The sequence below is a fragment of the Wolbachia endosymbiont of Pentidionis agamae genome (assembly GCF_036711655.1).
Lineage (GTDB): Bacteria > Pseudomonadota > Alphaproteobacteria > Rickettsiales > Anaplasmataceae > JAZHPY01.
In genome coordinates this window covers 1-6,833 of the sequence record NZ_JAZHPY010000059.1, presented here as the reverse complement: position 1 = coordinate 6,833, position 6,833 = coordinate 1, and the positions used below count along the sequence as shown (strand labels likewise).

The 6,833-nt window shown below is 30.1% G+C and carries 6 protein-coding genes; 1 reads left to right on the top strand and 5 read right to left on the bottom strand.

All coding sequences use genetic code 11. From position 1 onward, the window contains the following. The 5 genes from bamA to V6U76_RS03880 form a co-directional block, all read right to left on the bottom strand. Window positions 1-2,279: outer membrane protein assembly factor BamA (bamA, locus tag V6U76_RS03900; RefSeq protein WP_333023726.1), on the bottom strand; the 2,279-nt coding region annotated here is incomplete at its 3' end. A 3-nt stretch (window positions 2,280-2,282) separates the two neighbouring features. Continuing rightward, window positions 2,283-3,383, bottom strand: coding sequence for an RIP metalloprotease RseP (gene rseP / locus V6U76_RS03895; protein ID WP_333023725.1), 1,101 nt, complete (start codon window positions 3,381-3,383; stop codon window positions 2,283-2,285). Window positions 3,384-3,624: 241 nt separating this feature from the next. After that, window positions 3,625-3,978 carry an Asp-tRNA(Asn)/Glu-tRNA(Gln) amidotransferase subunit GatC gene (locus V6U76_RS03890; protein ID WP_333023724.1) on the bottom strand — a complete coding sequence of 118 codons (354 nt, stop codon included), beginning with the start codon at window positions 3,976-3,978 and terminating at the stop codon, window positions 3,625-3,627. A gap of 11 nt (window positions 3,979-3,989) precedes the next feature. After that, window positions 3,990-4,898, bottom strand: a complete 909-nt coding sequence (locus V6U76_RS03885) for a ribose-phosphate diphosphokinase (RefSeq protein WP_333023723.1) — start codon at window positions 4,896-4,898, stop codon at window positions 3,990-3,992. A gap of 148 nt (window positions 4,899-5,046) precedes the next feature. Continuing rightward, window positions 5,047-5,538, bottom strand: a complete 492-nt coding sequence (locus tag V6U76_RS03880) for a hypothetical protein (RefSeq protein ID WP_333023722.1) — start codon at window positions 5,536-5,538, stop codon at window positions 5,047-5,049. A gap of 126 nt (window positions 5,539-5,664) precedes the next feature. Between V6U76_RS03880 and V6U76_RS03875 the strand changes: the two genes are divergently transcribed. Beyond that, a partial coding sequence (locus V6U76_RS03875) for an APC family permease (RefSeq protein ID WP_333023721.1) occupies window positions 5,665-6,833 on the top strand: 1,169 nt, incomplete at its 3' end.

The following is a 6,833-nucleotide window of genomic DNA, read 5'->3' as shown; positions in this document are numbered from 1 at the left end:
ATTAAGGTTTGATTTCGGTTTTCCTTTAAGTAAGGAAGACTTTGATAAAACCTTAATTTACCAAAAGGAGACTTCATTGAAAAGCCTAAACCTGTTGACATTCTTAAACGCCTACTGTCCATATAGCTTTTATCTTGATAGTCTAATCCAGAAAGAGCTGCATAGTCAACAAATAATGATCCTTTGATCCCAGAGTGGTCATATAATTTTGGTATTGGAAAATCTAATTGTCCAGTTCCATGAAAATAAAACTTCCCCCCCAGAGAATACTGTGCTTTTGTTCCTATATCCCTTGGTCCAATACCAGAAAGATCAAAACCTCTAATTTCATTACTACCCTTAAAAAAGTGTTGGCTGAGGTTTAGCTTTTCATCGGTATACGAAAAATTGTAACCTACTCCAACCTTAACACTAAGCGTTATATTATCATCAATTTTACTAAGCAGAGAACGCGTAGAAAAAAATAAAAATTCTGATTTTATATAATTCAAGTCACCTCCTGGCAGCCCAGCAACATCTTGGCTAAATCGCGAGAGATATCCATTTTTTGGTTCATATAGATTATCTAATTTGTTATAACTCAAAGTATAACCTACTGCTGAAATTTTCTTTTCTCCTTTCTGTGCTTTTACTAATATAGATGCACTATCGCTCACATTATAAATATTATTGTATTTATAAAAATAACGTAGGGAAAGAATCAGATCATCTATGACTTTGTATGATAACTTCGTCATGATACCTGAATTACTGCTACTAAAGCTACTATTAGGTTTATCTTGTGATTCATGAAATGCGCTTATACCTAATGATGTATCAGAATTATTAAAGTTGTTCTCTGTAATCCCAATATCTATTAAGGATGACTGTGAGCTCTTATTGAAAATGCAAGATAATTCCTTACCAGTTCCAAAAAGATTTCTTTCTTTAAGTTCTATATTTATTAATCCTCCACCAGGATAAGATATACCACCTGATGCAAAAATATTGCCAGTTTTCTTTTCTTTTACATTTAAATGAAAATCAACAGTATCATCACGTATCTTGTAACTGTTTATTTTTACGGACTCAAAAAAATCAGTGTTTTCTAACCTTCTGCGTGCTTTCTTAATTTCTAGTGTATTATATTGATCTCCTTCTGCTATATTTAATTTACTTCTTATAACATGATCTAAAGTACGATTATTTCCATCAATAATAATATTATTTACATAAATTCTGCTGCCTGGAGATATTTTGTAATTTACATCAATCACGTTTTCATGTTGTTCATACTCTACATCAACTTCTGCAAACACATATCCCTTATCATTAAGGAATTTATGCATCCTATCCAATATATTTGTAATCTTTAGCCTATTAAACACTTTGCCGTTATTTTCTTCTACTAAATTTAGAATTTCTACATTCAAATTATGATCTTGAATATCGGCATTAACGTTAACATTATTCTTTCCAAATAGATATTGCCGACCTTCTTTGATTAAAAACAGTACCTTAATTCTATTATTACCACTATTATCAATTTCAATAATAGGCTGTACGTCATTGTCAACATAGCCATGTGATGAGTAAAAAGAGTCAATCATCTCTGTTTTAATGAGCAAATATTGTGGTAAATGATTGTTTACACCATTAAAAATAGCACTAAATAATTTACTAAATAGATTATTATATTGTGCATTTATAGCTTTCTTTAACTCACCTTCAGAAAAATTTTTATTGCCTATAAATCTTACATTTTTCACTTTATAGGTTTTACCTTCATTGATTTTAAAAATAAGATTTGCTCTATTTTTGTCAAGGCTAATTAATTCATATTCAATTTTTGCATCCATTTTACCACTATTCCTATACATATTAATCAAGTTGATCATATCATTTTGCAGTTTCGCATAATTTAAAATATTTAATGGCCTAGACTTAATTACATTAGTCATTAAGTCTTTATCATTGAATAATTTGTTGCCTTTTATTAATAACTTACTAATCAAAGCATTCTCTTGAAGCATTACCTTAAGATTTTGTTTATCATCAATATGAATATCAACATCCTTAAATAATCCTGTGCTGTATAGATTTTTTAATACTCCATCTAAAACATCATCATCGATATAATCGCCAGATTTAAGCGTTACATAGAGACTTAGTGTTTGATTGCTAACACGTTCATTTCCAATATATATAATATCTTTTATTTTCATTCTTTCAATAACTTGAGCAGAAAGAAAATTGCAGCTAAAAAGAAAAAAGACTAGTACATAAAATGTTTGTTGCATACTTTATGACATAAAAAGATATTTTACATCATTAAATACTGCTATAGCCATCAAAGAAAACAAGATGGATATTCCAACAGCAGCTGCATATTTTTGATATCTTATACTTACTCTTCTGCGAAAAAGACCCTCTATCATATATTGAAACAAATGACCACCATCTAAAATTGGTATCGGTAATAAGTTAATTACACCTATATTAACAGAAATTAAGGCTAAAAAATATAAAGTCGTAAAGATACCTTTTTTTGCTGATTGTCCAGAATACATAGCAATTTTTATTGGTCCGCCTATTTCATCAACACTCCTTTTTCCTGAGATCAATTGATAAATTGATATCGCTGTTGAATATACCATATGATAAGTTTCTTCAATTGCTTTGTTTATGGAAGCAAAAATCGATAAGCTTTTAAATTCCACTAAATTAGTGGAAGTAATACCTATACTTTGTTTTTTAATTATATTACCGAAAGCATCTTCACCTTCAATGATTCTTGGTTTTAGATCAGCTTTATATTCTTCTTTATTTCTTTGATATTGAATTTCAATTTTTTCTTCAGGGGGATTGAGTAAGACCATGCGCACAATATCATCAAAATGTTTTATTTTATGGCCATTCATGTAAGTTATAGAATCACCAGGCAATAATCCTGCTTCTTGTGCAGGACTGTTTTCTACAATATTGCCAACTATAGGTTGTATATTATTACTACCCTTATTAAAAAAGAGTACTGTTAAAACTACAATTGCAAGCAATATGTTTGCAAATGGACCAGCGAAAATTATGGCTGATTTTTGGTACAATGGCTTTGTGCAAAATGCATGTAATCTCTCCTCATCAGTTAATTCTTTTTCAGCAGTTGAAACACTTGCTTCATTTGTATCACCTAGCATTTTTACGTACCCACCCAAAGGAACTAAACTTAATTTCCACCTAGTACCAGATTTATCATTCAAACCAAAGATCTCAGGCCCCAGCCCTATAGAAAAAGATTCAACTTTAACTTTAAAGAACTTAGCAACAATATAATGTCCATATTCGTGTATAAAAACTATGATAGATAATATTAAAAAGAATGAAAAAAAACCAGCAAAACTTAACATAACAAAATATTTACTATAGTACAATTTATATTAAAGATGAAAAAAACTAATCTAAATAATCATAATTATAATACCTTTATTTAACTTGACAAGAGCATAGCCCTATCATATATGCTTTCAAATTTGCTAAATTCTATTTTTAGAATCTAAACTTTCACCTATCTACTGACTTCTTAAAGTTTAGAGTCTTTATATTATAAATTGCTTTTAAGCATTGTTTAAAGTTTATTTATAAAGAAATTCAATCATTCACAACTTTTGGTACTATAAAATATCCATTTTCAGACTCTGTGTTGAGTAATATCTTATCTTCTTTATCTTCACAATCTATAACATCGTGTCTAATATATTCATCACTATCTATACTACCATAACGTACTGGCAACACATCCTTAGTATTAACATGTGATAAAGTATCACGTATCCAATCTAACATTGAAAGCTCTTTAGAATAATGTTTAAACTCATCATCTGATAACTTAATCCTAACTAATTTTACAATTTTCGTCATCTCGTCTTTGCTGATAGTAACTTGTCTTTTGCTTACAAATTCTACAAGCGAAGAAATTATATCTGCTGTTGATTTGTTTGACATTTGACCTCCTTTTAGATTATTAGCTCAGATAGAAGATCTACTACTGAAATAATTTTAATTTTATTATTTTTTTCAAATTTATGGAATATGGTGTCTGTAATTATTAACTCATCTAGAACAGAAGAATTAATTTTTTTTACTGCACCTCCAGAAAGTACGCCATGAGTTATGCAAGCTATTACAGACTTTGCTCCATTATCTTTTAATGCTGAAGCTGCGTTACATAATGTGCCGCCAGAGTCAACTATATCATCAATGATTATGCAATCTCTATCTACAACAACCCCTATTACATTCATAACATGAGATACTCCTGCTTTTTCTCTATGCTTATCTATCACAACAATATTGTGACTTAACTTTATATCTTTCTTTTCTTCGAAGGCTTTTAGAAAAGAACGTGCCCTGCTAATTGCTCCAATGTCAGGTGCAACAATTACTGAACTTTCTGTTCTTATAGAATCAATAAATACATTAAAACAACTTAAATTAGTAACCGGTGCATCAAAAAAACCCTCAGCTTGGGTTGAATGCAGATCAATAACAATAATATTATCTACACCTGCAACTCGAATTAAATCCGCAACTAATTTAGCACTTAAAGCAGAGGACATATTGCCACTTTTAATAATTCTATCTTGTCTGCTGTACCCATAATAAGGAATAATAGCTGTTATCTTTTTAGCACCAACTCTATTAACTGCATCAATTATTAAAAGAAGCTCCATTAAGTTATCATTTACCGGAGGAGAGATAGATTGCAATATATAAACTTCATTGTTATGTAAGCCTCTAGCTATCTCAATATTTGTTTCACCATCAGAAAATCTAGACATATTAACAGGTGAAAGCTCTATGTTAAGTTTACTGGATAGCGCATTTCCCAATTCTTTACTTGCACTACCAACCATTATTTTCATATCACCTCCATACAATAAATACCCCTCAGTTAAAAAGTTATAAAAATCTAGCAATTACTCTAACTTAAAATGAAGTGCAACTAAATGATTTAAATCACCTTCTACTAGATGCAGGTTTTCTTTCTGTACATTTGAAAGAAGTTGATACTTAAACTTCAATAGAGTTAAAATTGTGTATTGTAGGACAGAACTCATAATTATGATGGTCATACTGCCCTAAACCAATCTCGGCGCTATATTTTTTTAAGTAATTATTATTTTTATCAAAGATTTCTAAATTGATATACAAATCTTTAAAGCAGATACTATCATGAAAATTATGTTTATTACTTGTTTCAATCGGAAGTTTAAGATCAGTATTGATGTTGTAATCTGTAGCGATTAACTTATAATTTGCTGTTATTTCACCATGACATTCATCATTCTCACACAAAAGATTGGAGAAAACACTGATTCTAGGAACCTCTATATTATTCAATTCTAATTTTTTATTAAATGAACCATTAAGAATATTACCTATTGCGATATTGATAGATTTGCCATCTAAGCTGGATTCTATTTTAATCACATCATTTTCTTTTATACTTTCAAGTTTACTTAAAATATCAACCTTTTGTTCATGTATTAAATCATTAATCATATTTTTCCTCATGTTAATTTATTACTACTAATTATATAGTACTACAATAATAAAATGCTTTCAACTTATTTATTGAATTCTTCAATATTTTTATCACAATTCACCTATTGAATTCAAAACATAATTGTGTCTAAAAAGATAGGTTTTTTTGCAGTATTTGCTTTAGTAATTAGTAGTCAAATTGGATCTGGAATTTTTATGATACCAATAAGTTTAGCTCCATATGGAATGTACGGTCTCATAAGTTGGATAATATCTGGTTTAGGAGCCTTATCTCTTGCTCTAGTTTTTGCTTCGCTTTGCAAAAAATTTCCCCAAACAGGCGGTCCTCATGTCTATGTGAAGCATGCTTTTGGATCTAACACAGCGTTCTTTGTCGGTTGGACTTATTGGGTAAGTTCATGGGTTAGTTCAACATCTGTGACAATTGCAAGTATTGGTTATTTAGCTCCACTTTTTTATGATGACATACAAGATATACGTTTGCTTTTAGAAATAATATTAATTTTAGCTATTATGCTAATAAACTTAAGAGGGGTAATTACTGCTGGCCGTGTTGAGCTTCTGCTCACCATTATTAAAATAATTGCACTTCTTGCAATACCAATAGCAGGATTATTTTTTTTTGATAGAAATAATTTTATCGTAAGTGAGGAAGTATCAAATTTTACAATATCGCAAACTTTTGCCAGATCTACGCTTTTAACTCTATGGTGTTTTATTGGACTTGAATCAGCAACAGCACCTGCAGGATCGGTTAATAATCCATCTAAAACAATACCAATGGCCATTGTGCTTGGAACGGTCTGTGTTGCTGTAATATATTTCATGAATAGTCTTTCAATTATGGGATTGATAAGTGGTAATGACCTGGCCAGTTCAAAAGCGCCATATGTTGACGCAGTCAAAATTATGTTTCCAGGTAATTGGTATTTGATTATTTCTGTTATTGCTTTTATCGTTTCCATAAGTAATTTAAACGCTTGGTTTTTAGCTGATGGACAAGTCACATTGGGTCTTGCAAAAGACAAGTTAATGCCGCAATTTTTTTCCAAAAAAAATGAGCATAATGCTCCATTTTGGGGAATAGTACTCAGTACTTTGGGAGTGTTAATTTTGCTTATTCTAACGTCAAACAAAAGTTTTACTGAGCAAATGACTTCAATAATTGATATCTCTGTAGTGTCATTTTTATTTATCTACTTAGCATGTAGCCTTGCTTTTCTGAAGGTTATTATTCAAGAGAAAAAATACTGTAAATCTTTAATTGGAAGCATGGCTGTACTTTTTTGCTG

Coding starts and splice junctions, on each gene's coding strand:
- rseP (WP_333023725.1), bottom strand. CDS start 3,383: ATGTTAAGTTTTGCTGGTTTTTTTTCATTCTTTTTAATATTATCTATC.
- V6U76_RS03890 (WP_333023724.1), bottom strand. CDS start 3,978: ATGTCAAACAAATCAACAGCAGATATAATTTCTTCGCTTGTAGAATTT.
- V6U76_RS03885 (WP_333023723.1), bottom strand. CDS start 4,898: ATGAAAATAATGGTTGGTAGTGCAAGTAAAGAATTGGGAAATGCGCTA.
- V6U76_RS03880 (WP_333023722.1), bottom strand. CDS start 5,538: ATGATTAATGATTTAATACATGAACAAAAGGTTGATATTTTAAGTAAA.